Below are 26,327 nucleotides of genomic sequence, written 5' to 3' on the forward strand. Positions count from 1 at the left end.
TTGATATTGTTTAATTGCTTAATTGTTTAAATCGGTTAACTGATACCTGACCACTAACCCCTGTCTCCTACTTAAAAGAAATATAATTCTGTTTATCGTTATAATTGATCTGATACGTGTAAATTTTTCCTTTCAGTTTGAAGCTAACAACTGTTTGTTGTGCATCAGATTTCACAATGGTTAATTCGCTGATGGATGGCAATGCCGATGATACCGTTTCATTAATTGGGTCTGTACCGCCATGCGTTTCGGTAATGCTTGCAAAAGTTTGATTTTGACCATTGCTGCTCAACATAAATGCTTTGCCATCTACCAAATTCATTTCTGGATCGTTAGCGCCAATAGAAACCAATTTCACTTCTAAAGGATTATCTGATGCGAAGTGAGTAGTGTAGAAACGATTTTTATTCAACAACCCAACCAAGCCAGCTTTAACATCTAATTTATTGCTAGCATTTAACCAAAGGTGTTGATAACCGTTGTTGTTGCCTAGCGCAGTTAAGCCATCGGCTTTTGCTTTTATAGGAAATGAAGTATTCACCAACTGACCTTTGTACCAAAATGGTAAATCGTATTGATGATTCTTTGCAGATAGTGCTTGCATTACATCAATCAATAATGGCTTTTCTAGCCCATCCACTTTCACCAATGCAGAAGTTCTAATCATCGTAACATCAGCGTAAGCTTTAGCCTCTTTAGCGCTTACTATTTTTAAATTTGGCTGATTAGAGAAATACAATAAGTTTGGACTAGTTTTATCGGCTGGGCCAACTTTAGCATTAAAATGTGAAGTTTCATCTACCACCAAGGCATTATGAGCTACCGTTTGTTTTGCATAAGTATTGTTCTCTGGCAAATAACCTCCACCATTCTTAGTGTCGATATTTAGAAATCTGGCAGCACCGTAGTCTGGAAAAATCTCTGTGGTATTATCGTAGAATAGAAGACCTAATCTATCAAAGTGTCCATGCCCCATTCCTTGCGACGCCGCTTTTATCAAAACTGCTTGCTGGTCTGTATTTGCACCACTACGCAAAATACCTAAACCACCATCTTCTCCTTTTGCACCATCTTTAATAAACAAAGTTTGATATTTGAACGGTACAGCTTTACCAGCGGCTAAATCCGCAGCTACCTTTAAACCAGCATCAGAAACGATGACACGGTTTTGCTGTTTAGCGATATCCAATAAATCAACCTCTGGCTTGATATCAGCGTAAGCTAAATCTACACCATAAACTAACTCTATTGATTCGTAGGTTTTATCTTTAATGGCATCGTTAATTGGGAAGAAAGTTTTATCGGTATATGAGGTTTGTAAAGAAGTTTGAATAGCTTTTGAAAGTAGCTTATCTCGGTATTCGAAGATTTTACGTGAAGGCTCGTAATTGTTGATCGCTTTAGCAAATAATACGAAAGGCAATAAAGCGTAACGTTGGTAATAAGGGCCTTCCATGTAATAACCATCTGGAGAAAACAATTGGTCTATTTGTGCCAAATAACCAGTTTTCCCATCTTTTTTAGAACCTTTAATGGCTGTTTCTACATATTCCTTTTTATTCAAAACGTAGCCAGTAATGCCTACCGCAGCCAAATTCCAAGTACCATGATTGTGAATTTTGTTGAAGACTTCGTACCTATCTTCAGTAAAGAACTTTAAGATAGGCACGAACAATTTCTCTTCAATGGTTTTCCTGTCAGCAGCAGGTAAACCGTCATAAACCAAATCATAAGCCTGTATGGTATAAATTTGCCATACAAAGTCGTTTAAGCTTTGCCAAAAAATACGACCACCATCATCTTCACTTTTTCTTTTGGGATGTAAAGGCCATTTTTCATATTGCGAAGCATAATTTAACAGTACGTTTTTTACGTAATCTGCATATTTCTTTTGCCCAGATATTTGATAAGCGGTAGCAGCGCTTAACATATTACTGTAGTTTTTCTTGTGTTGTTCATGCGTGTAGCCACCACCGCCATCTTTAGGCACTGGCACTACTATAGGTTCTGCCAATGCTTTATCGGCTGCATTTTTAACAGTTTGATAAGATTGACGCAAAAGTGGATAAGTAGTTACTCCTTTACGCACAGCCGCCACGTTTGCTTTGGTAAGCATTAGGCTTGGGTGTGTTTGAGCCATCAGCGATATGCTAAAAAAGGCACAAAAAGATACTAATACCACTTTTTTTAAGTAGTTCATACGCTTGAATTTATATTGATTTGATTAAGCTAGGGTTGCCCTATATTTCTCGAATTATACTTCTGCTTCGTTGATTATATGTTGTGCAGCAAAACCTGCTTTACTAATTTGCCATATCTCATCAAGGTGGCTAGCCATTGCCTCTTCGGCTTTAGCCATATCTTGCGCTTCAATAGCGGCATAAATCATTCTGTGTTCTTCTATCGCTGTTTTAGCTCTATTATCTCCACATATTTTATTTTGTACAATGTTCTTAATTAGGTCTGGCACCAAAATCAAAATCATCGATTCTATTACTGAATTTTTAGTTGCTTTAGCTACTTTGATATGAAAAACCATATCCTCCTCTACGGCATCACCACCTGTACTAGCCTTGTTTTCGTAATCTTCCATTGCAGATTTGATGCTTTCCAAATCTTCGCAGGTTCTACGTTCCGCAGCTAATTTTACCGCATTTAACTCTAAGTGATAGCGAGCTTCTATTAAGGCATTAAAATCATCTTTGTTAAACTTGATGATATCTGATATAATATTATCTATCACGTTGATGCTTAAACCAGCCACGTAAGTACCGCTTTGTGGATTGGTTCTCAACAAACCGTAAAACTCTAATTTAAGTATCGCTTCGCGGATGTAGCTTCTGCCAACACCGAATCTTTCAGAAAGAACTCGTTCTGCTGGTAATCTATCTCCAGGCTTTAGTTGACCAGAAACGATTAGTTGTTTCAACTGTCCTATTATTTTGTCAACCGGCGACTCTACTTGTATAGCTGTAATATTTTCTATTAGTGACTTCATTCGTTAATTTTCTATTTGGTCGACCAATTAATTGGTTTACCAAAAATAAGCATTCAATTGGGTATTTAAAATTTATTTCAAATTAAATCAAATTATCTTGGAATTACTTCCAAATCAACTTTCCAATTATCACTCCTAAAAGCTCTCATAGGTAAGCCCGCAGCGTTTGAAAGATAATTATCCCCTGGATTATCTGCCCAAGCATAACGTACAGCAATTGGTTCTTTCAACTCATCGCTCCAAACCTCTACTGTATTACCAACCACTTTAGCTTGTGCCCATACAAATTTCCTGTCCTTACCAGCGATGATGAAATTAGAACGCTTTGCATTTTTATTTGCAGTTAAGCCATCCGCATAGTCAAATGAAATGATAGCTTTTGCACCTTGAATCTTTATTGATTTAAAAACTGGTCCATCGGCAGCTACTTTTTTTCCGTAAACCAATTGTTCTACTTTTGCCGCTACACGCTCACCTACGGGAAATTTATTGGTTGGATGAATATCATTTGCCAAACCCAAATCAATGATATTTACCAAACCTACATTAGCCTGGCGAGTAGCTTTTTCCTGTCCTTCTCTTAACAGCGCCCAAGTTGAATTTACTTCTGGTTCAATTGGCATTTTCTTATAATTAGGCAATTGTACAATCACAAAAGGTAATTGAGGCTGATTAAAATTCGTTCTCCAATCCTTAATTAAGTTTTTCAAAAAACCTTCGTATTCATCTGCCCAGTTGGCATTACTTTCTCCCTGATACCAAATTACCGCTTTGTACTGCAAACTTTTTAACGGGCTAATCATTGCATTGTAAATCGATGAAGAAACATCGTTTGGATGTACGGCAATACTAATCTCTTGCATTTTATAAGCCCAATCTCCATCAATAGCAATTCTATTATCGACGCCAGACTTAAAAAGCATTTTGCTTTGCGGCCCCCAAATACCGCCATTTCTACCTTTGTTAGCTACGCGGACTGTAATTTTATTTACTCCAACTTTAAGCAAATCTTTTGAAATGGTAAATTCTCTAATTAAATCCCGACTATCTGGTGACGAGCCCAATTTCACATCGTTAAAGAATACGACACTTTGGTCGGCAATTCTACCCAGACTTAAGAACGCATCTTTTTGGATATCGGCGCTACTTAGGTTTAATTCCTTATAGAACCAAATTACACCATCAACGTTTGGCAAACCGGCTTTTTCCCATAAGGTTGGTAATTTCATGGTTGCCCAAGCTTTTGAATAAGTTGGAATAGTTGGATTAACGGTATCCCAAAGCACATCGGTATTGGTGTTCTGATTTAGCTTGCCGTGTATTTTTTCTAACTCTGCTACTTTGGCAGCGATGTACTGTTTTTGGTTTTTACCACCGATTTGCTTAAGTACCGGCTTTAACCTTTGAATGGTATCCAACGAGGGCGCACCGATGAAACCTTCTATCACCGTACCGCCATAAGCACTGCTGATTAATCCAATAGGTACATTGAGTTCTTTTTGCAATTTACGGCCCATGTAATAAGCTACTGCCGAAAACTTATCGACTGCTTTTGGAGCGGAAACTTGCCACAGCGTTTTCTTGGTTAAATCGTCCAATGGCTGAAATTCAATATCTCTATTAACATTGAAAACTCTAATATTCTGATTAGCCGAATTCTCAATATCCTTTTCTCCGCCATCTGCTTTCATCAATAAAAACGCCATGTTACTTTGCCCACTGCAAAGAAAAACATCACCCAAAAGTATATTCTCTAAGTTAAGCTCGTTGATCTTCAAGGTATATGGACCACCAGCTGGACCGGCTTTCATTTCTAGCTGCCATTTACCTTGCGCATTAGTCTCGGCTTTATAATCGCTTCCTCTAAAATTTACGTTCACTTTCTCTCCTACATCAGCCCAACCCCACAAAGTGATCGGCTTATCACGCTGCAAAACCATATTACTTCCAAAAATTTGAGGAAGCCTCACCTTAGCGAAAACATCTGCTGAGAAGGCTAAAAGTAAACCTAGTGCTAATAATAATTTTGAGTGTTTGTTCATTTTATCTAGTTACGGGTTACAGGTTGCAAGTTGTGAGCTTTACACGTAACTCGCAAACCATAACTTAAAACAAATGTTATATTTTAATTACCTTTTTAGTACTTGTAATTTTACCAGCGTTTTCAATTGATAAGATGTAGGTACCTGCTTGGATATTTTGAACATCTATTTCTTCTACTTGATTTCCATTGGTGATTTTCGTAGCAATTATTTGTCCTTGGATATTTAAAATTTTAATGACATCTCCCTTTACCACACCAGAAACAGTGATGTTTCTTTGGCTTACCGGATTTGGATAAACAGCAACTTCGCTACCTAAGGTTACCCTTATCGATTTAATCTCGCTTTCATGAGTAGAACCATCTAAATCTACACCTACCAAACGGTAATAATTTACACCAGCTGCTGGATTTAAATGTGTGTAAGTATAGTTAAAAGTACCAAGTTTATTATTTGCTGACACGGTATAGATGTCTTGAAAATCGTTACCAACTTTATGCTGTAATACATAGTTTTTCAAGTTTACTTCATCTGTGGTTTTCCAATCTAATTTCACGCTATTTAAAATCTGTTTAGGCATAAAACTGATTAAGGTTAAAGGTAAAGTGGTATTTGCCTCTCCTACTACAAATGGCGAAAGTGTGGTAGTAGTAAATGTTGCCGTATTAGCAGTAGCGTTACCAGAACCAGTAAAAGCCGTATAAGCACCAACAGTGTAAGCCGATACACCAATTTGAGCATCAGTAAAATTGGCAAAATCAACTCCTTCTAATGTACTGTCCCAACCTAAAGTAACATCTACATTTCCAGTACCAGATGTACGTTGGATATTCCAGGTAGCATCTACCATTTTTGATTTTTGTGCTGCTGTTAAAGCAGTGCCATTTGGTGTGGCATCCGTAGTTGCACCAGCAAAAACGTTGATATCGAAAGTAGAGCTTGCAGTTGGGTTTAAGGTTACTGGAAGATAGTTTCCGTTATATCCCAATGGAATTAACCTAGAAGCTGCCAAATCTGTAATTACAAATTTTCCTACAATACCTCCCGAACTTTGTGTATTGATATATTTAGAAGAAGAAAAAGGAGAGCCACTAATACTATTGATACTTGACACCGTCAGTCTTTGTCCAGGCTGAATATTAACTAAACCACTCGTTAAATTTAAGTTTCCATTTAAAGTAAGAGATGACTGTAAAGTAACAGAAGCACCTGTACCAGACCTACTAATAGTTAAATTATTTAACTGCTCTTGTCCAGTAGTAAACTTTAGCATACCTGCGTCTCCCGAATTTGCCCCCGCTAAAGTTAAGCTAGCACTACCATGCCCCGAAATAGTACCAATACCTGAAACATTCCCATTAACAGTAAATGTCATAGAGGTAGATGGGCTCAATATTAGTATCCCATTATTAATTAGATTATTAACAGCTCTGCTGCTACCTACTGTGTAGGTACCAGTGTTTAAAATTGTTAAATCTCCAATCGTACCAGGTGCGGGAGACGAAACCATTTCTCCACCTACTGAAAGTACAGCGCCAATTGAAATATTTACGACATCACTACTAGACGATCCAAATTCTATAGCTGTACTTGAAATGTTTCCTGTACTACTTCTATAGATGGTAGAATTATTTGCCATCGTAATTTTCGTAGAGTTTGTAGTATTACTTATAGCAGTTGTTCCATCGGTGTACAGACCATGAGCTACTTTGATATTAAAAGCTGGCAACTGTCTTGTTCCTGCATTCGAGAATTTCAAATCATAGTAGTTTTCAAATAAAGCCGATGCATCTGTGTTCGTCGAACTCCTGGTAATCAAGTTTTGAGAAGATGAAGAATTATATGTAATAGTTCCATTATTAATTATAGTAGTTGCATCAATTGTAGGACTACCGCCTGAAAGTTCCATCGTTGCCCCCGATTCAATTGTCAATGTAGCAATTTTTGTAGTAGAACTATTCCATATTACACTACCCGATCTGGTAGACCTGAATACTGCCCCGCTTTTTATGGTGAAGTCTCCACTTCCTGCGGAAAACAAACCATCTGTTACTATCGTTCCACTTGAAATTACAATAGGCCTAAATTTAACGCCTGGAACTATCGTTCCAGTAGCATTTACATCTAATGCAAATTCTACTGCATTACTTGTAGTAGCACTATTCCACTCCCCCGCAGCAGCTATCGTTCTGGTTCCTCCCACAAATTTAAGTACTCCAACTCCATTCGTTACAATCATTGAACTCACAAGCGTTGCAGTACTGGTAGAATAATTACCATCTGCACTACCTGTAACCGCAGCATTGGTAAAAGCCCTTATTTTGCCACTAACATTAGCAACATTGGTTCCAATCACCAAGCTTCCAGCCGTATTCAGCTGTAAATCTTTGCAATAGACATTCGCTACATCAACAGTAACAGTGTGTCCGTTTTGCACATAAACATTATTATTTGCCGTTGGCGAAGTAGCTGTTATAGCCCAAGTTCCACCACTACGTCGTTCCCACATATCAGCATCACTCCAGTTTCCTGAAATTTTTGCTGTTCTATAATCGCCATCAACTAAGGTCTGCGCAAAACTAACTGCTGTAAAGCAGCATAAAATCATTAAAAGTAAAATTCTTTTCATACGGATTAAATATTTGGTTATAGGTTAAGGAGGACCGATTGAGCCCTCCAATTGATTCGTTTTTATAAGTTCCCGTTAATTTCTAGGTTATCTAACCAAGCTTTCGCCATGGTATCATTCCCTTTCGGAGTAACACCATAAATGATGAAGCCATTCAGGCTTTTACCTACCTCCAAACCTCCAGATACAAACTCTCCAGCCACACGTTTACCGTTTACCCAAACATGATAAGTACCTACATTTAAAGTTTGCTCACCTTCTTTAGTGTATTTTTTTGCTTCGGCACCATTGTTACTGTACACTTCAATTAAATAATCTGTATTTTTAACAAATGATACGCCTTTTACAGCAGCCCATTTAGCGCCATTACGACTATAAAAATTAATCTGCTCAGCTGCCGACAAATTCCATCTCAACCCAGCGAACACCTCAGTAGAAGTTTCTTTGATACCGCTGTTACCTTGGAACAAATCATCAGAATTATCAGAAGCACCGTTAGCAAACACCCACTGACCAGCGGCTGCAGCATCTATCTTGATATTAAAACTAGTTTTAACCAAACCTTCTATCGCCAAGTTGTAGATAGAGAATTTACTGGTAGTTGTTCCTGCTATCACTTCCAAACCAGCACCTTTGATAAAACCAGCACCACTTTTCACCAAGTTAATTGCACCAGTACCATCAGACGCTGTACGCACCCTTACTTTAACACCTTTACTTGCGGTTACTTTTGGCAGAAAAGAAGTAGAAGAAGCACCTGGGTTCGGATTGAATGAAGCCTCTTTATCTCCAAAATCGTAGTTAATTACCAGAACTGGGGCTTGCTGAGCCAAAGCAACATTGGTTGAGAAGATTAATGCCGAAAGCGTAACCGTAATAATTGATAGTTTAGAGAGCGCAAAAAAATTCTTCTTCATGGTTTTATAAATTAAAGATTAGTATTCTGTGATATTAAAGTCGTTAAACCAAAGGGTTTCATCTCGCAACACCTCTGGTTGTAGTGTTCTCCTGTAAATGCCCCATTTAGGGCGGCAGCTAGTGGTATTTTTACGCCACATCTCGATATTGGTAAAAGCTTGTTTCACCAAAAGTTTACCGTCACTAATTCTGTTGATCTGTATTTCGTACTTACCATCGAAAGAAAATGTAGCTCTCTCAATAACCTCTACCCATTGTCCTTTAAAATCTGCTAGAGGCACTTGAACAATATATTTTAACGAAGAAGCATCGGTCTCTCCCGTATGGATTACCTGCATTACATCACCAGCGGCTCTATAACGTGGAGTTAGCGTAATAATCGGCAGTTGGTTATCACCATCTATAGGCTTTAATTGATGGATATGAGTGAAATCGCTTGAAGGTTTAAAATTAGCGTCTAATTTGAACTTCCATTTGTAAAGCACTTTTTCATCTTTACTAGCTTTCAAACTTTCAGGAGATTTATCGTAGGTTTTAATTTCGTTGCGCTGTCTGTCAGAATCCTCACATTTATCATTGTCTGGAGTTACATGAATATGAAATGCAAAAACCTGACGTTTCAAATCTGTATCGAACACTTGGGTAATATGTTTACCAAAACCCAGGTGACTGCAATCTGGTGCTTCTACCACATCCCCATTGCCGCCAAATACATTATTGATTAATTGATAAGTTTCTGTTGTACCGTTAGCACTCAAAGTGGTACCATCTGTATTGCTCGTTTGATTACCAGTCGCTGCTAAAACTTCCTTTTCTACATGGACAGTTTTTTGCTTGCTGCAAGCGCATCCGAAAAAGCAGACGCATAAGATATAAAGCAGGTTTTGCTTATTCATACAGAAGATTTATTTGGTTGACCAATATTTGGTTGACCAAATTTATACAAATAAAGTTACCATCCAAATTTTTTAGAAAATTTTAACATCAGAGATTTCAGAAATGTTACGAAAGCAGTCTGGGTGGAACTTGTAGTAGTTTTTAAGAACTAAGCCCAAGTATAATGGAAACACTCATTGCAGGAATTTCAGACTTCGTAAATCTAAAACTCATGAACCTGAGTTCGACAATCAACTTATTGATTTTCAGAAATAAACATATCGCTTATGTGCCTGACACTGAAATAAATTAAGGGTGACGTTAGGTTTAAGCTTCGTCATGCTGAATTTATCTCAGCATCCGCTTGTATGGCCGTTTTAGCAGCTTCTATAATAAAACTCAGGGCATGAAGCCTGTTCCGTAAAAATTGTTATGAAAAATTGGGAAATCAGAAGATAGTCGCAGTGATTACGCTTTTCAAAAAAAACTTATTATCTGCTAGAAAAACGCTCTTCGGCCTCGGTAATGATTTGTTGAACTACTTTTTGCAAACCACCAGCTCTACTTCTGATTATTGGGTCCTTATCGTAATTAGTTAGATAAATTACGTTTTTAGTAGTATCATCGTAAACAAACTTAAACTCATAACGTAACACCTTCGGGTCTTTCAAATTTGCTTGAGCATTTGCTACGGTATCAGGAATGGCCAACAAATCTCCTTCGTTGATTTTACTATGTAGAAAAATGACGTTATTGGTGCGTATTTTAAATTTCTCTTTAATTAATTGGTCACGCTGGTCGATAAATTGATATTCGCCAGTTTTAGAATCGTAACTATTTTGCAAAGTATCACCCACACCCCATTTATAGGTTAGGCTTACAAAAGATGAAGCTCGTTTACCCCCACTTCTCATCTTCATCACAAAATAACCACCAGCAACTACAATAAATAGTACAGCTACAATATTTAGTACCCTTGTTACTTTCGGCTTCATCTATTTAGTTAAATTAGCTTCCTTATCAATTAATGTAAGTTCAATTTCTTTTTGCATTTTACTTACTGCACCTTTCATTTTTTGATTGCCACTGAAGCTTGGAAAATAAGTTACTTCCTTAGATTTCTTTTTATAATTGAACTTGATGAAGTAACGCAGTTTTTTCGCATCCTTCAGATCTTCTTCACCGTTCGCAACCACATCCGGAAGATTCCAAAAACCCTGCACATCGGCTATACTATCTAAATATTTGACATCTCTAGTAGTGAGCTTGATGTTTCTGTTGATCAACGAATCGTTTTTATTTACGTATTTGAATTCGCCGGTAGCAGAATTATAACTATTTTCTAGCTGAGTTCCTGTCCCCCATTTATATTCTAGCGAAACGAAATCTTTTTCCTGAAATGGTGCATTTCTAATGATTGGCGCATAATAAACTATGCTATAAATTAAAAATGGTACAATTACGGTTAACGCAAGAAAAATCTTTTTACCTCTTGAAGTCATTATTTTTAATCAGCTATAAAATTCTTTGATGCTTCTTCATCAAACTCCCCTTCCCATTTAGCTACCACAACGGTTGCCAAACAATTACCTATTACATTTACCGATGTACGAGCCATATCCATTAATTCATCGATACCTAAAATGGCAGCAATAATAAACACCGGCAATCCAAATTGCTCTGCAGTTGCAATTAACACAATTAGCGAAGCTCTTGGTACCGCAGCCACACCTTTTGAGGTAATCATCAATGTAAATGCAATGGCCAACTGTTGCCCAATACCTAAATGCATCCCGGCAGCTTGCGCTACAAAGATAGACGCTAAAGATAGGTACAACGATGTACCATCTAAATTAAAGCTATATCCTGTTGGTATTACAAACGAAACAATTTTACGTGGCACACCAAATTTCTCCATATTGCTAATCGCTTTTGGCAAAGCCGCATCTGAACTTGTGGTAGCAAATGCAATGGAAACTGGTTCTTTTACTGCCTGTATAAATTTCTTAATCGATATCTTCAACACCAACATAATTGGCACAAATACTACCAGAACAAATACAATGAGCGCAATATACAAAGAACCTAAAAGCATGAATAAATTCTTTAATATATCTACACCTAAATGACCAACGGTATAAGCCATTGCAGCACCTACGCCAATTGGCGCAAAATACATAATGAGATTGGTGAATTTGAACATCACCTCTGATAAGCTTTCGGCAAAATCAACCAAAGGCTTCCGTTTCTTCTCTTCTACCATGGCCAAACCAATACCAAAAAGCACAGAAAACACTACAATTTGAAGTACTTTGTTTTCGTACATCGACTTCACTACATTTTCTGGAAATAGCTCATAAAAGAAGTGAGCGAATTTATATACACCATGTACATTTGTTGGTAAAGCCTCTAATTCTGTATCAACCACTTTAGCTGTTGGAAGTTGTTGCTGTGGCATCTTTTGGAGATCTACGCCTACACCAGCTTGTGTAATGTTAATTACCGCCAAACCAATAAAAATAGCGCATGAGGTTGCACAGAAGAAATACAACATTGATTTCCATGCCATACGACCAACCTGTTTCAAATCGGAGTGTCCGGCTATTCCATAAACTAACGTACCAAAAAGAATTGGGCCTACAATAGTTTTAACCAACTTAATAAAGCCTTTACTTAAGGGATGTAAGGCAGCGGCAACACTCGGAAAATCGACTCCAACAAACACACCCAGAAGCATTGCTACCAATATCCACGTAGTTAAATTTCTCTTAGTTAACGCATAGGCCACCAAAACCACTGCCAAGCCCCATCTTGCTCCTATCATTACTTCTTCTGCAATGGGCGCTATATTAAACTCTTTTAATAAAGTAATGATTAAGGCAATGGTAACACAGATTAAGGTAATTAAACCTATTTTGTTTTTTTTCATTAGTTTGTTTTTTGTTTCAGCGGTAACGAAGCTATTCTATTTTTTAATAAAAACTGTAATGCTTCATTAGCTTATTTATTTGTTGTGTCTTTTTATTTCAAAAAGCACATTAGTCTATTTGGTTATTTGGGTTTATACTTTCTAATGCTATCTCACAACACCAACAAGTGGCATGGTGGATATTACTAGACCGACAAAATTAAATATTTGCCTTTACCACACAAACATTTATTATTTTAGCCAGCGTTTTTGGTGTAACAATTTGATGTTGCACTATTCTAATAGACATACAAAAACATTAAATGGACCGAAAAGATCAGCTTTTTAAGGAAATTTTCGATAAAAACTCAAAGAAGATATTTCACCTGTGTTATGGTTACACTGGTGACGCTGACTCTGCGAACGATCTTTTGCAGGAAACATTTTTAAAGGTTTGGCAAAATCTAGATAAGTTCAGAAACAAATCCTTAATATCTACTTGGATCTACAGAATTGCTGTAAACACCTGTTTAACTTACCTACGTTCTGAAAAGAGGCAGGCAAAAGATGAGCTTACAGACAATATCATAGAGAATAAGATTGAAGAATATTCTGAAAAAAACGAACAGATTGCACTTTTATATAAATCTATCTCGAAACTAGAAGAAAACGACCGTCTAATCATCACAATGGTACTTGATGAATTACCTTATAACGAAATTGCAGAAATCTCAGGAATTAGCGAAGGCAATTTAAGAGTTAGAATTCATCGCATTAAACAGAAACTTACCGAAATATACAATCAACATGCAAGAATTTGATCACATAGAGGCATTATGGGCTAAGCATACAGTTGATGTAAGGATATCTGCTGATGAAATGCTAAAACAGGCCAAGAAAGACGTAAACAACATACGTACAAAATCATTATTGAATATATTAGGAATGGGATTCTCATTTTTTCTAATGGCGGCCTTATGGTTATTCGATTTTCAATCATGGACTACACACGCTGGTATCAGCATTATTATCATCGCAATAGGTGTATACACTATTATTTTATATAAAAATCATCAAATTCTTACAAAAAGCGATTTCACTATAAACCCAACTGAATTTATTGCAAGTTTAAAGGCCTACCAATTGAGTAGACATAGCTTGTATAATCGCTTGTACTGGTTTTACACCATCGCACTCTCTTTGGGAATGATATTTTTCTTTGTAGAGATATTAAGCCACCTTGAACTTTGGGTACAGCTTTTATTAATTGGTATTAGTTTTGGATGGATGATTTTCTGTTCTACTTTGGTTAGAAAAGCAGTAATTAAACGAGATAAAGAAAGAATTGCCTTATTGATTGAAAAATTTGAACGCATCAGCAATCAATTTAAAGAGATAGAATAATTTGGCATAACTTTCGTTCTTGTAAAATTAGATGAAACCGATAAAGAACGCTATTTTATTCGCTGTTGTATTGCTGGCCTCTTCTTTTGCGCCGCACGAACGCATTTATCCAGAAACTATAGATTGGGATACTCATTTTAGAGGGAATCCAGACCCCAACTCAAATTTTGCGGCGGTAACCAGCACCATCTGGCAGTACGGCTATCGTTCAACCATACGGGGCAATACTCTTCAACTAGATTTTAATTTTCTTGGAGGAGTTGATGCCAATAAATCGTGGGTAAAAAGAGAACGAATAAGGAATAAAAGTGCTAGTAAGCAATTACTAAATCACGAGCAAGGACATGTTTACATCAACTTTTTTTTATTAAAAAAGGGTGAATACATCTTGAAAAACCAAGGTTATACCGTTCAAAACTATAAACGACTGGTAGAGAAAACAGCAAAAGATATCAGCAAGTTTTATAACGATATGCAAAAACGTTATGACGTAGAAACCAAGCATGGCTCCGATTTGGAAGCACAACAAAAATGGAATGATTTTTTCGAAAGCGAACTAAAAGACCTATAGCCGTTAAACAATATCTTCCATTTAAAACGAAAATCATATTCCATTTTAAATGGAAAACATTAACTTTTATTAAAATAAACTGATTTGGGATCAAAATAGGACACTTGCTAGCGATAGCCCTTCAAACCTCCGTTTAGCTAATTTTCGGTCTCCTATTTTTCGGGTAGCACAAATAAGCAAAAGCATTTCCTTTGAAAGAAAAATAGGCAACCGAGAGTTTTTGTTACTTTTTGCGGTCAAAAAGTAAGAGCCCAGCGGCGGCGAGCTTTAAAATAAATCTTAAATACTATTTTGGCTCATTCCAAACAATACTTAAAGAAAAAAATATCGACAATACATTCATGGCAATTTATGGCGTAAATAAACCATATATCATCATACACCTTAAATCAAAAGCAATATAAGTTAGCTATTCCCCAGGTTTAACCTCAGAAGAAGAAAAACTGTTACCTGATAAACGATATTTTAAAGTTTTAACCAAAGTAGTCATCTTACCATTCTCTGTTTGAACAATAGGTACAGACCTAAACAAATCGCCATTTTTAACAAAAAACTTATCATCCCCTTTATAGCCTTTTAAACTGCTGATTCCAGGAAAACTAATTTTATTAAAATCGCTATTGAACTCGTATACATTTACATCTGCCACATTTTTTCGAACCAATGTTTGCACATAAATCTCTGGATTACCGTCATTATCTAAATCCATATTCCAAGCATCAGTGATAATGCCTTCTCTTTGTACAGAAAGTGTTTTATAATTGTTCTTCGTCGAGTCAGACATCAGTATCAAAAAACCACCTACGCTATCCACGCCTTTGCCCCAGCTCACTACCTCGAAATAATAACCAGGTTTGATCTCTATACTTTTATAAAAAGGAAAAGGATTTGGTTGCTTTGTTTCTACTACTTTTTGCTGCGTTTGTACTGGTTTTTCGCTATCGTTACAAGCAGAAATCATTACCGAAACCGCTACAACTGCGAATACAGATTTTAATAAATCTTTCAAAATCATGGAATCTAAATTTAAAATGCCAATTTATATGTTTTATGCATCTTATGCAAAGAGCTATTTCACTTTAACATCTACAAATCCATTATTAAAGATGGTTTCTGCTACTACGCTACGCTTTCCGCTAGGCGTAATTACAATTGTCTTTAAAATCTTTTTCTTACCTTGAGGCACGTTAATATTTAAAGCTGATATATATTCTGCAGCATTTTCCGATGGACGGAATCCATCCAAAGTATAAAAAATCTTTGCACCAGTTACTGGAACTTGCAAGGTAACCACATGATTCTCACCTGTTACTTCTTTTTCTGGTTGTCCCACTGCTGTTGGCACCCAAAAGTTGGTTCCCATTTTATCCAACTTCGATAAATGTAAAGGCAAACGTTCGTCGCTGAAGTTCTTCAAATCTTTTTTAGCCAATGGGGTCCATGCTATTTCTGATAAAGCATAAACCCTTGGAAATATCATGTACTCTACCTTAGCTGGAGTTTCTATGTATTCGGTCCATAAGTTTGCTTGTACGCCTTTAATGTATTTCTTTTGCTCTTCGGTTAATACCTTTGGTACCGGATCATAACTATAAACTTTTGCGTAATTAGCGTAACCTTTCCCATTTCTACCAATAGTCAATGGTTCATCTTCTGCTAACGATTGTTTATAGTCGAAATACAGTCCATCGGTACTCGGAGTCATCAACACATCGTGTTTTTGTTGGGCAGCCTCAATACCCCCTTGTTCTCCTCTCCAACTCATTACGGTAGCATTAGGCGCCAATCCACCTTCCAGAATTTCATCCCATCCAATAATTGAACGACCTTTGTTATTCAGGTATTTTTCAATTCTTTGAATAAAATAACTTTGTAGGCCATGTTCATCTTTCAAACCCTTTTCCTTAATCAGTTGCTGGCAAAATGCCGATTCTTTCCAGTAATTTTTAGGAGCTTCATCTCCACCAATGTGGATGTATTTAGAAGGAAAAATAGCGATGACTTCATCCAACACGTTCTCCAAAAACTTAAAGGTATTTTCTGATGGCACAAAAATATCATCAAAAACACCCCAAGTCTGCTGCACCTGTTTACCTGTTCTTGGACCAGACCAAGGCCAATCTTTACCAATAAAAGTATCTCTTTCTGGAAAAGCACTCAGCTCTGGATAAGCAGCAATAGCAGCCGAACCATGCCCAGGCAGTTCTATCTCTGGAATAACATTGATATATCTGGCCGCAGCATAAGCTACAATTTCCTTCGCTTCCGCCTGAGTATAATAACCTTTATAAACTTCGTTATCTGTACCTCCAGTACCAGGATAAACGCCGATAATAGTTCCATTTCTACTTCCGCCAACCTCTGTAAGTTTAGGATATTTCTTGATTTCAATTCTCCAGCCTTGGTCTTCGGTTAAGTGCCAATGGAAATTATTTAATTTGTAAGCAGCCATTACATCAATGTATTTTTTGATGAATGAAATAGGGAAAAAATGACGACCAACATCTAGGTGCAGACCACGATAACTAAAACGAGGATAATCGTTAATTTCTACGTTTTGAATTGCATATACACCATTTACCTTTTCACTAGGAAACAATTGCATGAACGATTGTAACGCATAAAAAAGTCCAGCTTGTGCTCCGATTAATCTTACTCGATTATCTTTAATTACAATTTTATAAGCTTCTTTATCTAGTTTTTCCGTTTCAACACCTAAAATAATTACTTTCTGAGTGGCTGTAGTTGGTGTTTTCAAAGAAGAAACCTTAACGGTGATGCCTTTAGCTTGTAAAAACTCTCGCAACATGTTGGTGATTTGAGAATTACTACTGGAAGCTAGAATTAAAACACTTTTATCTAAAGTAAATTCTCCCGCATTTTTCACCACAGAAACTGGCGCAGGAATGATACCCATGTTAACATCTGTTTGGGCATTAGCGCTTAGCATAAAAAAAGCAGAAACAGTAGTTAGAATTAACTTTTTCATCAATTTTGGTTTAGGTTCAATTTGGTTTTTAATGAGACTAAAGATTTACAACCCCTTAGCAGTGTACAAGATAAAAATTAAAACTTAGCTAAAAGAAAAATATCAAAGCATAAAAAAACCTTCCTAAAAGTTTAGAAAGGTTTTCATATTATTTCAGCTTAAAAAAATTCGCTTAAGTGCTATTTAGTATCAGCTTTTGCAGCTAAAAAACGCTCTGCATCAAGCGCAGCCATACAACCAGATCCTGCTGCAGTAATCGCTTGTCTGTAGTAACTATCTTGAACGTCGCCACAAGCAAATACACCTTCAACATTTGTTTTAGAAGTACCTGGAATGGTCTGTAGATAACCAGTATCATCCATATCTAACCACCCTTTGAAAATATCAGTGTTTGGTTTATGTCCAATGGCCACAAAGAAACCCTCTACGTCTAAAGTAGTCGCTTCTTCTGTTTGATGGTTGAAAACATTTACACCAGTAACATTTTTACCGTTACCGATAACTTCAGTGGTTTGGGTATTATATAGCACTTCAATGTTTTCGGTATTTAACACGCGGTGAACCATTGCTTTTGAAGCACGGAATTCGTCTCTACGCACTAACATATATACTTTCTTACAAAGTTTCGCTAGGTAAGTTGCTTCCTCGGCAGCGGTATCTCCAGCACCAACAATAGCTACGGTTTGTCCTTTGAAGAAAAAACCATCACAAACTGCACAGGCAGAAACACCAAAACCATTGTATTGTTGCTCACTTGGTAAACCTAACCATTTGGCTTTAGCGCCAGTGGCAATAATTACGGTATCGGCTAAAATGGTTTTAGTTTCGTCAACCGTTACTTTGTGTGGCAACGAAGAAAAATCTACAGAACTTACATATCCAAAGCGAATTTGCGTACCAAAACGTTCAGCTTGGTTTTTAAAGTCCTCCATCATTTCAGGTCCCATAATCCCGTTAGGATAACCAGGGAAGTTATCTACGTCTGTGGTTTGGGTTAATTGACCACCCATTTCCATACCAGTATATAAAACAGGTTTTAAATCTGCTCTAGCTGCATAAATAGCAGCTGTGTAACCTGCTGGCCCCGATCCGATAATGAGGCACTCTACATGTTCTAATTCTTCTTGTTGCGACATCGTGTGTATTTTGTGATGCAAATTTAATCTTTAACGCATAAAGCGCAACACTTGTGGAGAAAGATGAAATTGTGGAGATAATTTATGCTAGGGATCAGGGGTTAGGAATCGGGTATCAGTTTGGGAAATTAACTGTCCGAAAGCTTTTAGTTTGCAAATCGGAAAGACAGTAACGTATACTGGTTAGGTTAACCGATGAATTTGTTAACTGGTTAATTGTTTTACTATGCGGTTGCCTAAATACTGATTAAATTTGAACAATTAGCAATCTGTCAGTTAACCGATTTAAACAGTTAACCAATTTACCACCGCTTTACTTTCCCTTATTCGCTTTTAGCAACTTCACAAAGTTACCACCTAGAATTTTCTGGATATCAGCCTCGCTGTAACCTCTTTTTAAAAGCGCTTCAGTTACTTTAGGAAAATCCGCCACGCTATTCATTCCTTGAGGAAAGGACTCGGCACCATCAAAATCGGCACCAATGCCTACATGGTCTATACCTATTAACTTTACTACATGATTGATGTGGTCTACTACCTTTTCAATATTGGGCTTAATAGCTTCGGCTTCCCGTAGATGATTAAAAATTAATGTATCTATGGCTTTTGAACGACCATATTTATCGCTCAGCATTTTTAATTCATCCTTATATTTGGTTAAAAAAGCTTGTTGCTTTTGAGCATACGTAGCATCTAAAAACCCACTGTAGAAATTAATTGAAATTACACCACCGTTTTTACCAACCGCTTTGATCTGTTCATCTTTAAGATTTCTCGGCACTGGATTAATAGCATAAGCACAACTATGCGATACCAATATTGGTTTAGAAGAAGCTTGAATTGCATCATAAAAAGTTTGTTCGCCAACATGCGATAAATCTACCAGAACGCCTAAATCGTTCAGCTTTTTAACCACAGATTTACCAAAATCATTTAGTCCAGGCTTTGTTATTTTCCCCTTGGTTTCTTCGGCGGCAGAACTTGCCCAAGGCGTACTGTTGTTCCAAGTTAAGGTGAGATAAATCATCCCTCTTTTGGCCAATGCTTCCAATTTACCAAGGTCGCTTTCTATCATATGCCCACCCTCAACACCTATGAGGGCTGCCAATTTATTTTGCTTTACCGCATTTTCAAGTTGTCGAGCATCGCTTACTAAAGCAATTTGAGAAGGATATCTTTTGATTAAAGCATATAACGAATCTATCTGACGATTAGCTAAATCGAAACCACCCTTTTCATCACACCAAATAGAAAAAATTTGCGCATCTAACCCTCCTTGCTTTGCTCGTACCAAATCAAAGTTTCCGGTAGTTTGCAATTTGCCAATGTCTATTCCTGATTGGATTTGATTATACAAAATATCACCATGCGTATCTACCATGATAGCTTTCTGATGTATTTTACCAGCATCTTGAGCTGCCACTTGGCATGAAAGCAATATAAAAACGATGAATATTAATGAGTTTCGCATGTATGATGATAGTTCGCTTATGATGAGGTAAAGACTGCTCGCTGCATTTTATCTATTCTATTTCTAAGATTTCTGCTCTTTTGAGTTTGGTAGTACTGATCAACTTATCATTCTCGAAAACTTCCTTCACCTTTCTTTTCAAATCATACCAAGTTCCAACCTTCAATCCTTCTTTAAATTCTCCCACCATCATGCGTCTACCTTTATAATTGAAGAATGCAGTTTCACCTTCCAATTTTCCATTCACAAAACTGCGGTAACCCATAATTCTGCCATCGGGAAAATAATCTGTCCATTTACCTTGCTCTAGACCATCCACATACTCGCCTTGCTGTGTAATGTACCTATCCGTAGCTGAGTTTTTAAAATTGGTGAAGTTCTGATAATTGTAATCGAAAATACTGCCGTAAAAGATGAACTTTCCGTGAGGTTTAACCAACTGTTCATCTTTATAAGCTCCAGAAAACATCAAATTATCATCTAAATCATAACGTTTTAACACCCATAAATTCTCGCCACTAAGTTTGCCATATACCCCATAAGAAGTTGCATTATCTTTATCCGTAGTTATCCTATTTCCATTAAAATAAATGGGCGTAGCCTGCGAAAAGGACTCTAAGGAAACAGCAAACAATAAAAGTATCAGCAATCTATATCTTAACATATCATTAGGTTTGAATTATTCCAACATTAAAGGCCTTTTGTATCGGAGCTTGATTAGCCGCTTCAATACCCATAGAAATTACTTTTCTAGTTTCTAAAGGATCAATCACACCATCAACCCATAAACGCGATGCTGCATAATAAGGAGTAGTTTGTGAATTGTATTTATCTGTAACCTCTTTCAACAATTCATCACGCTTTTCTTCTGCTAACGTTTCACCCTTACCTTTTAGCGCACTTTCTTGAATTTGTAACAATACTTTTGCTGCTTGCGCACCGCCCATTACAGCAATTTTAGAACTTGGCCAAGCATAAATCAACCTCGGATCGTAAGCTTTACCACACATAGCGTAGTTACCAGCCCCGTAAGAATTACCCACCACGATGGTAAATTTAGGCACCACAGAATTAGAAACCGCATTTACCATTTTTGCTCCATCCTTTATAATACCACCCTGCTCCGATCTGCTACCCACCATAAATCCAGTTACATCTTGCAGAAACACCAGAGGGATCTTCTTTTGGTTACAGTTCATGATAAAACGACTAGCCTTATCTGCGCTATCTGAGTAAATTACGCCCCCAAATTGCATTTCTCCCTTTTTAGACTTCACCACTTTACGTTGATTGGCCACAATACCCACTGCCCAACCGTCGATACGAGCTAATCCACAGATTAAGCTTTGCCCGTAAAGTTCCTTATACTCTTCAAATTCAGAATTATCTACCAAGCGCAAAATAATTTCCTTCATATCAAAAGGTTTTTCACGGTTATCAGGCAAAATTCCGTAAATATCCTCTTCATTTAATTTAGGCAAAGCCGATTTAATTCTATCAAAGCCAGCATTTTGAGGCGCTCCCAACATGCTCATGATGTTGCGGATGCTATCTAAACACGCTTGGTCGTTAGGATGTTTGTAGTCCGTAACGCCAGAAATTTCGCAGTGCGTTGTGGCACCGCCCAAAGTTTCATTGTCAATATCTTCTCCTATGGCCGATTTAACCAAGTAAGAACCTGCTAAAAAAACCGAACCTGTACCATCTACAATCATCGCCTCGTCGCTCATGATAGGCAAGTAGGCCCCACCAGCAACACAAGAACCCATAATCGCCGAAATCTGTACAATGCCTTCCGAAGACATGATGGCGTTATTTCTAAAAATACGTCCGAAATGCTCCTTGTCAGGAAAAATCTCATCTTGCATAGGCAAATAAACACCCGCACTGTCTACCAAATAAATAATTGGCAAACGGTTTTCCATTGCTATTTCTTGTGCTCTAAGGTTCTTTTTAGCAGTCATTGGAAACCAGGCACCAGCTTTTACGGTAGCATCATTAGCAACTACTACACATTGCCTTCCAGAAACATAGCCAATCTTCACTACCACGCCCGCACTAGGGCAGCCACCTTCCGCTTCATACATTCCCTCGGCCGCAAATGCCCCAACTTCAATGGCAGGCCTATCCTTATCTAATAAATAAGCAATTCGCTCCCTCGCCAGCAGTTTACCTTTTTCTTTTTGTTTAGCTGCACTTTTCTCGCCGCCACCCAAGTAAACTTTCTTCAACTTGGTCTTTAGCTCGTAAACTTGCTGCTTATTGTAGTCTTCATTCTTATTAAAGGTCAAATCCATATAGGTTGATTATATTTTGGTTTTTCAAGTATAAAACTAAACCACATAGAAACATAGGAAAAAAAGACCGCTAGGTGTCTATATTACTTATTTACTACATAACAGCTATGTTTCTATGTGGTTTTTTAAGCTTTATGCTAATTATGCTAAAATAGTATTTTAAGCGTTGTAATCGTATGAGATGGCTGATATTTTTTATGTTACTTTCAGTTGCAAACTTCAGTTTTGCGCAAAAATTCAATTTCCCAAGGTTAATTACACAAACAACCAAACCAATTCAATCTATTCCTAAAAATTGGAAAGTGATAGATTCTGTACAGGGTGATTTAAATAAAGACAATCAAAAAGACCTAGTTTTGATATTAGAACACAACACTGCCGTAAATGAAGACAGAGCGTATGGAAACTATGAAATTGAGCTGATTACTGAGACTCAGAAGCCTCGAATTTTAGCGATTTACTTTAAGGATACCAACAATAGATATCGTTTAGCAGTACAAAATAATGATTTCGTTTTACGTTCTGAGGAAGGCGGTAAAATGGGAGACCCTTTGAAAGGACTACGAATTGATAGTGGCAAGCTCACCTTATCTTTTGAAGGAGGAAATGATTGGCGCTGGAAATTGAATTACGAGTTTGAGTACTTACAGAAACAGTGGAATTTAGTAACGGCAAATAATGTTTACTACCATAAAGATAGCGGAGAAATGGTAGATAAACAGTATGATTTTGTAGACCGTACTATCAAAACTGTAGTTGGTAGCATCTTTAAAAGAAACATCGCAAACGACACTGATGAAGATATTTTGGTTTTCGGCAGTACAAGAACATTAAACGATTTTAAAAAACCTTGGACTTGGGAAGTGACCAAGGATAATTATTTATAACCAACTATAAGACTTACGGCGTTAAGACTTACGAAGTTTAACTTTAGTTAGTTATTTTATGGTAAGGCAAAGTTGAGGGCTTCACCGTTTAGAAACTTCGTAAGTCTATTGTTAGACCTAACGTCATTTCGAGCGAAACGAAGCAAAGTCGAGAATTGAAAAACAGCGAAGCTAAATCTTTTGGTTATTTAATAACTAATCAATCCAAAGATTTCTCCACTACGGTCGAAATGACGCAAAAATCATTATTAAACCCAAAATCTAAATCTACAAAGGCACCAAACAAAAAAAGATTGGCACTAACACCAATCTTTTAACTTTTTACTTTACACTTTTAACTTAAAATTATCCTTTTATCGCATTGATAATATCATACTGGGTAATAATATCAAACTTGCCATCTTCCAGTTCTACCAATACCGCACTGTTGTCTTTATTGATCAAAGATGATAATCGATCAATTGAAGTATTCAAATCTACAAATGGGAACGTAGCGCCCATAATAGCTTCTACTTTTGCTGATTTCACGCTTGGATTCTCTAGCAAGGCAGCCAAAATATCGCTTTCCTCTAATTTACCTACCAACATTCCTTTTTGGGTAACCGGAATTTGAGAAATATTCAAAGTACTCATGGTATTAAAAGCCTCAGAAACTGATTTCTCACAATCGATAGTTACAATTTCTCCAGTATCTTTTTTAGAAAGAATAGTACGGGCAGTTAATTTCTCATCTTTTAAGAAACCACGTTCACGCAACCAGTCTTCATTATACATTTTGCCCATGTAACGACTACCATGGTCATGGAAAATCACTACAACTACGTCTTCTGGCTTTAATTTATCTTTCAATTGCAGCAAACCAGCTACTGCAGAACCTGCAGAATTTCCAACAAAAATCCCTTCCTGACGACAAATTTCTCTAGTAGCCAAGGCAGCATCTTTATCAGTTACCTTCTCAAATAAATCGATGATATCGAAGTTCACGTTAGCAGGCAAGAAATCTTCCCCAATACCTTCGGTGATGTAAGGATAAATCTCATTCTTATCGAAAATTCCAGTTTCTTTATATTTTTTGAAAACAGAACCGTAAGTATCAATACCCCAAACTTTAATATTAGGATTTTTCTCTTTTAGATATTTCCCAGTACCAGAAATAGTACCACCTGTTCCCACACCCACAACTAAGTGCGTAATCTTACCTTCAGTTTGTTCCCAAATCTCAGGTCCTGTTTGCTCGTAGTGCGCTTGAGAGTTACTTAAATTATCGTATTGATTAGGTTTCCAAGAATTAGGCACTTCACGTTCTAGACGAGAAGATACCGAATAATAAGAACGAGGATCTTCTGGGTCTACGTTAGTTGGGCAAACGATAACTTCTGCACCAAAAGCACGCAAAGCATCTACCTTTTCTTTCGATTGTTTATCAGTTGTGGTAAAAATACATTTGTAACCTTTAATAATAGCCGCCATAGCCAAGCCCATTCCTGTATTACCAGATGTTCCTTCGATAATGGTTCCTCCTGGTTTTAGCTTACCACTTTTCTCCGCATCTTCTATCATTTTGATTGCCATACGGTCTTTGATAGAATTACCAGGATTGGTAGTTTCAACTTTTGCTAAAACAGTAGCCGGAATATCTTTTACGATGTTATTCAGTTTTACCAACGGCGTGTTGCCTATGGTTTCTAATATATTGTTATACCACATGCTACAAAAATAGCGAACAGCAACAAGTATTTTGTGATTAATATTTATTTAAAATTAAATTTCATCAGATAGACATAAACAAAATTTAGTTTTATAATCTACAAAAATGATATACTAAATATGCTATAAATTTGGTGTGATGTATAGATTAGCCAAAGATGCACAGTTTTTTACGTCATTGCACTACCTCTTCCAATACCGTCATTCCCGAGTAGGCGGGAATCGTAATACAATAAACAAGTCAGCTAGTCGCTTTAAGATTCCCGTTTTCACGTGAATGACGAAGTACAAGTACTGTGGCTACTAAGCCAACTTGAACAACTTCCCTGGTAAGGCTATAATGATCCCCTTCATTTCTAAGGTTAGGAGAATAATGGCTAATTTACTTTGGGCAATATTGGTACTTACGAAAATTTCGTCAACAGCTAGTGCAGCATTTAGCAGTGCTTCACAAACCGTTCGTTCTTCTCTACTCAAATCTAATGGCAACTGCACTTGTACGGCTTGCTTTTTCTTCGGCGACTCCTCATCCCAGCCCAAGTAGTAAATTAAGTCTTGAGGATGATTGATCAATCCTGCTCGATTTGTTTTAATGAGAAAGTTGCAACCCTCCGAAAACTCATCATTTACCCTACCTGGAAAAGCATAAACATCTCTATTGTAAGAATTGGCGATTTCAGCAGTAATGAGGGCTCCACCTTTGATAGACGCCTCTACCACTATCGTTACATCGGCCATGCCTGCTATAATTCTATTTCGTTTTGGAAAGTTCTCTCGATCTGGATTAGTACCTGGTAAAAACTCTGTCAGCAAACCACCATTCTTCAACATTTTAGCTGCCAATTCTCGATGAGCTGCTGGATAAATCCTATCTAACCCATGTCCCAAAACACCAACGGTAGGCACATCTGCCAGTACACTTTCTTTGTGCGCCGCAGCATCTACTCCATGTGCCAAGCCGCTAGTAATTAGCACATCATAAGGCTTCAACACTTCAATTAACTTCTTACACAACATTTTGCCATAAGTGGTAGCATTACGAGTGCCCACAATGCTAACTACTCTAGCTTTATTTAAATCTACACTACCTTTATAGTAAAGCAACAAAGGCGCATCATAACAGTTTCTCAACCTTCTAGGGTATTCGTCATCATCATAAAACAGTACCTGTATTTGATGTTTCTCTAAAAAAGCAAGCTCATTTTCTGCCAACTCCAGAGCATTGGTATTGACAATCGCTTCAGCAGTCTTCTTTCCTACTCCTTCTATTTGTAGCAATTCTTTAACGTTTGCCTCAAATACCCTTTCGGCAGTACCAAAATGATGCAGCAATTTCTTGGCAATGAGCGTTCCAACGCCATTAATTAGCGTGAGCGCAATTTGATGTTTCTTATTCATAGGTAAAATAAAAACCTTAAATACAAGTAATTACAAATAAAACTATAAAAATAGTTTGTAAACTATTTTTATAGTTTTAACTTTATATAAACAACA

At 37.1% G+C, this 26,327-nt stretch carries 21 protein-coding genes; 4 read left to right on the top strand and 17 right to left on the bottom strand.

Annotated elements, in window-relative coordinates; all coding sequences use genetic code 11:
• Positions 1–67: 67 nt before the first annotated feature.
• From CRO54_RS09140 to CRO54_RS09180, 9 genes are all read right to left on the bottom strand, one after another.
• Positions 68–2,200 (bottom strand): heparinase II/III domain-containing protein, encoded by a 2,133-nt coding sequence (locus tag CRO54_RS09140; protein ID WP_097131204.1) that lies wholly within the window; start codon positions 2,198–2,200, stop codon positions 68–70.
• 54 nt (positions 2,201–2,254) lie between these two features.
• Positions 2,255–2,998, bottom strand: a complete 744-nt coding sequence (locus tag CRO54_RS09145; RefSeq protein WP_097131206.1) for a FadR/GntR family transcriptional regulator — start codon at positions 2,996–2,998, stop codon at positions 2,255–2,257.
• A 92-nt stretch (positions 2,999–3,090) separates the two neighbouring features.
• Positions 3,091–5,040 carry a sialate O-acetylesterase gene (locus CRO54_RS09150; protein ID WP_097131208.1) on the bottom strand — a complete coding sequence of 650 codons (1,950 nt, stop codon included), beginning with the start codon at positions 5,038–5,040 and terminating at the stop codon, positions 3,091–3,093.
• A gap of 76 nt (positions 5,041–5,116) precedes the next feature.
• A complete protein-coding gene (locus CRO54_RS09155; RefSeq protein ID WP_097131210.1) occupies positions 5,117–7,669 on the bottom strand; it encodes a beta strand repeat-containing protein in 2,553 nt (850 codons plus the stop codon).
• 62 nt (positions 7,670–7,731) lie between these two features.
• Positions 7,732–8,586 carry a hypothetical protein gene (locus CRO54_RS09160; RefSeq protein WP_097131212.1) on the bottom strand — a complete coding sequence of 285 codons (855 nt, stop codon included), beginning with the start codon at positions 8,584–8,586 and terminating at the stop codon, positions 7,732–7,734.
• Between the two features lie 18 nt (positions 8,587–8,604).
• Positions 8,605–9,483: a heparin lyase I family protein gene (locus tag CRO54_RS09165; protein WP_097131214.1), complete on the bottom strand. Its 879-nt coding sequence runs from the start codon at positions 9,481–9,483 to the stop codon at positions 8,605–8,607.
• Positions 9,484–9,954: 471 nt separating this feature from the next.
• Positions 9,955–10,458 carry a hypothetical protein gene (locus tag CRO54_RS09170; RefSeq protein WP_097131216.1) on the bottom strand — a complete coding sequence of 168 codons (504 nt, stop codon included), beginning with the start codon at positions 10,456–10,458 and terminating at the stop codon, positions 9,955–9,957.
• Positions 10,459–10,965 carry a hypothetical protein gene (locus CRO54_RS09175; RefSeq protein WP_097131219.1) on the bottom strand — a complete coding sequence of 169 codons (507 nt, stop codon included), beginning with the start codon at positions 10,963–10,965 and terminating at the stop codon, positions 10,459–10,461.
• Positions 10,966–10,970: 5 nt separating this feature from the next.
• Entirely contained in the window at positions 10,971–12,392 is a 1,422-nt protein-coding gene (locus CRO54_RS09180; protein WP_097131220.1) for a dicarboxylate/amino acid:cation symporter, read from the bottom strand.
• 302 nt (positions 12,393–12,694) lie between these two features.
• Here CRO54_RS09180 and CRO54_RS09185 point away from each other — a divergent pair, with 302 nt between their 5' ends.
• Genes CRO54_RS09185 through CRO54_RS09195 form a run of 3 tightly spaced genes read left to right on the top strand, consistent with a single transcriptional unit; the run spans position 12,695 to position 14,346 of the window.
• The gene (locus CRO54_RS09185; protein ID WP_097131222.1) at positions 12,695–13,192 is read left to right on the top strand and encodes an RNA polymerase sigma factor; all 498 of its coding nucleotides are present in this window, start codon (positions 12,695–12,697) and stop codon (positions 13,190–13,192) included.
• Complete coding sequence (locus tag CRO54_RS09190; RefSeq protein WP_097131224.1) at positions 13,179–13,775, top strand: hypothetical protein; 597 nt, start codon at positions 13,179–13,181, stop codon at positions 13,773–13,775. The genes CRO54_RS09185 and CRO54_RS09190 overlap by 14 nt, the downstream gene beginning before the upstream one ends.
• A gap of 31 nt (positions 13,776–13,806) precedes the next feature.
• A complete protein-coding gene (locus CRO54_RS09195) occupies positions 13,807–14,346 on the top strand; it encodes a DUF922 domain-containing protein (RefSeq protein ID WP_097131226.1) in 540 nt (179 codons plus the stop codon).
• Between the two features lie 409 nt (positions 14,347–14,755).
• On the opposite strand, the gene CRO54_RS09200 is transcribed toward CRO54_RS09195, so the two are convergent.
• From CRO54_RS09200 to CRO54_RS09225, 6 genes are all read right to left on the bottom strand, one after another.
• Positions 14,756–15,361: a hypothetical protein gene (locus tag CRO54_RS09200; RefSeq protein ID WP_097131228.1), complete on the bottom strand. Its 606-nt coding sequence runs from the start codon at positions 15,359–15,361 to the stop codon at positions 14,756–14,758.
• A 54-nt stretch (positions 15,362–15,415) separates the two neighbouring features.
• A complete protein-coding gene (locus CRO54_RS09205) occupies positions 15,416–17,335 on the bottom strand; it encodes a family 20 glycosylhydrolase (protein ID WP_097131230.1) in 1,920 nt (639 codons plus the stop codon).
• Positions 17,336–17,514: 179 nt separating this feature from the next.
• Complete coding sequence (gene trxB, locus CRO54_RS09210) at positions 17,515–18,471, bottom strand: thioredoxin-disulfide reductase (RefSeq protein WP_097131232.1); 957 nt, start codon at positions 18,469–18,471, stop codon at positions 17,515–17,517.
• A gap of 313 nt (positions 18,472–18,784) precedes the next feature.
• Complete coding sequence (locus CRO54_RS09215) at positions 18,785–19,942, bottom strand: dipeptidase (protein ID WP_097131235.1); 1,158 nt, start codon at positions 19,940–19,942, stop codon at positions 18,785–18,787.
• A gap of 52 nt (positions 19,943–19,994) precedes the next feature.
• Entirely contained in the window at positions 19,995–20,606 is a 612-nt protein-coding gene (locus CRO54_RS09220; protein ID WP_097131237.1) for a toxin-antitoxin system YwqK family antitoxin, read from the bottom strand.
• Positions 20,607–20,610: 4 nt separating this feature from the next.
• Complete coding sequence (locus CRO54_RS09225; RefSeq protein WP_097131239.1) at positions 20,611–22,239, bottom strand: acyl-CoA carboxylase subunit beta; 1,629 nt, start codon at positions 22,237–22,239, stop codon at positions 20,611–20,613.
• Between the two features lie 197 nt (positions 22,240–22,436).
• Here CRO54_RS09225 and CRO54_RS09230 point away from each other — a divergent pair, with 197 nt between their 5' ends.
• Positions 22,437–23,126: a hypothetical protein gene (locus CRO54_RS09230; protein ID WP_244904287.1), complete on the top strand. Its 690-nt coding sequence runs from the start codon at positions 22,437–22,439 to the stop codon at positions 23,124–23,126.
• A 345-nt stretch (positions 23,127–23,471) separates the two neighbouring features.
• Here CRO54_RS09230 and CRO54_RS09235 read toward each other — a convergent pair whose 3' ends face one another.
• Both CRO54_RS09235 and dprA read right to left on the bottom strand, forming a co-directional pair.
• A complete protein-coding gene (locus tag CRO54_RS09235; RefSeq protein WP_097131243.1) occupies positions 23,472–24,833 on the bottom strand; it encodes a pyridoxal-phosphate dependent enzyme in 1,362 nt (453 codons plus the stop codon).
• 303 nt (positions 24,834–25,136) lie between these two features.
• Entirely contained in the window at positions 25,137–26,231 is a 1,095-nt protein-coding gene (gene dprA / locus CRO54_RS09240) for a DNA-processing protein DprA (protein ID WP_097131245.1), read from the bottom strand.
• Positions 26,232–26,327 lie beyond the last annotated feature (96 nt).

This window comes from Pedobacter xixiisoli (assembly GCF_900215335.1).
In the GTDB taxonomy this organism is placed as follows: domain Bacteria; phylum Bacteroidota; class Bacteroidia; order Sphingobacteriales; family Sphingobacteriaceae; genus Pedobacter; species Pedobacter xixiisoli.

Excerpts from the sequence above, each read along its gene's own strand:
- CRO54_RS09165 (WP_097131214.1), bottom strand. The coding sequence starts at position 9,483 with ATGAATAAGCAAAACCTGCTTTATATCTTATGCGTCTGCTTTTTCGGA.
- CRO54_RS09170 (WP_097131216.1), bottom strand. The coding sequence starts at position 10,458 with ATGAAGCCGAAAGTAACAAGGGTACTAAATATTGTAGCTGTACTATTT.
- CRO54_RS09235 (WP_097131243.1), bottom strand. The coding sequence starts at position 24,833 with ATGTGGTATAACAATATATTAGAAACCATAGGCAACACGCCGTTGGTA.
- CRO54_RS09155 (WP_097131210.1), bottom strand. The coding sequence starts at position 7,669 with ATGAAAAGAATTTTACTTTTAATGATTTTATGCTGCTTTACAGCAGTT.
- CRO54_RS09205 (WP_097131230.1), bottom strand. The coding sequence starts at position 17,335 with ATGAAAAAGTTAATTCTAACTACTGTTTCTGCTTTTTTTATGCTAAGC.
- CRO54_RS09180 (WP_097131220.1), bottom strand. The coding sequence starts at position 12,392 with ATGAAAAAAAACAAAATAGGTTTAATTACCTTAATCTGTGTTACCATT.
- CRO54_RS09195 (WP_097131226.1), top strand. The coding sequence starts at position 13,807 with ATGAAACCGATAAAGAACGCTATTTTATTCGCTGTTGTATTGCTGGCC.
- CRO54_RS09150 (WP_097131208.1), bottom strand. The coding sequence starts at position 5,040 with ATGAACAAACACTCAAAATTATTATTAGCACTAGGTTTACTTTTAGCC.
- CRO54_RS09145 (WP_097131206.1), bottom strand. The coding sequence starts at position 2,998 with ATGAAGTCACTAATAGAAAATATTACAGCTATACAAGTAGAGTCGCCG.
- CRO54_RS09220 (WP_097131237.1), bottom strand. The coding sequence starts at position 20,606 with ATGTTAAGATATAGATTGCTGATACTTTTATTGTTTGCTGTTTCCTTA.
- CRO54_RS09230 (WP_244904287.1), top strand. The coding sequence starts at position 22,437 with ATGTTACTTTCAGTTGCAAACTTCAGTTTTGCGCAAAAATTCAATTTC.
- dprA (WP_097131245.1), bottom strand. The coding sequence starts at position 26,231 with ATGAATAAGAAACATCAAATTGCGCTCACGCTAATTAATGGCGTTGGA.
- CRO54_RS09140 (WP_097131204.1), bottom strand. The coding sequence starts at position 2,200 with ATGAACTACTTAAAAAAAGTGGTATTAGTATCTTTTTGTGCCTTTTTT.
- CRO54_RS09225 (WP_097131239.1), bottom strand. The coding sequence starts at position 22,239 with ATGGATTTGACCTTTAATAAGAATGAAGACTACAATAAGCAGCAAGTT.
- CRO54_RS09160 (WP_097131212.1), bottom strand. The coding sequence starts at position 8,586 with ATGAAGAAGAATTTTTTTGCGCTCTCTAAACTATCAATTATTACGGTT.
- CRO54_RS09200 (WP_097131228.1), bottom strand. The coding sequence starts at position 15,361 with ATGATTTTGAAAGATTTATTAAAATCTGTATTCGCAGTTGTAGCGGTT.
- CRO54_RS09215 (WP_097131235.1), bottom strand. The coding sequence starts at position 19,942 with ATGCGAAACTCATTAATATTCATCGTTTTTATATTGCTTTCATGCCAA.
- CRO54_RS09190 (WP_097131224.1), top strand. The coding sequence starts at position 13,179 with ATGCAAGAATTTGATCACATAGAGGCATTATGGGCTAAGCATACAGTT.
- CRO54_RS09175 (WP_097131219.1), bottom strand. The coding sequence starts at position 10,965 with ATGACTTCAAGAGGTAAAAAGATTTTTCTTGCGTTAACCGTAATTGTA.
- trxB (WP_097131232.1), bottom strand. The coding sequence starts at position 18,471 with ATGTCGCAACAAGAAGAATTAGAACATGTAGAGTGCCTCATTATCGGA.
- CRO54_RS09185 (WP_097131222.1), top strand. The coding sequence starts at position 12,695 with ATGGACCGAAAAGATCAGCTTTTTAAGGAAATTTTCGATAAAAACTCA.